At 65.5% G+C, this 252-nt stretch carries 1 protein-coding gene; it reads left to right on the forward strand.

The genetic code is table 11. The features are described 5' to 3' along the window. Window positions 1-252 (forward strand): aminotransferase class I/II-fold pyridoxal phosphate-dependent enzyme (locus tag AC3XQU_RS24395; protein ID WP_489876696.1); only part of this gene is annotated, 252 nt, incomplete at both ends.

Consider the following 252-nt stretch of genomic DNA (forward strand, 5'->3'; position numbering starts at 1 on the left):
TGCTGAGCGCCGGCCGTGTCATCACCGCACAAGCGGTCGGCGGCACCGGCGCGCTGAAAATCGGCGCCGACTTCCTCAAGCAACTGCTGCCCAACGCCGTCGTCGCCATCAGCGACCCGAGCTGGGAAAACCACCAGGCGCTGTTCGAAAAAGCCGGCTTCCCGGTGCAAACCTATCGCTACTACGACGCCGCCACCCACGACGTGAACCGTGCCGGTCTGCTCGAAGACCTCAACGCCCTGCCGCCACAGT

Source organism: Telluria sp. AZSoR62 (assembly GCF_058111565.1).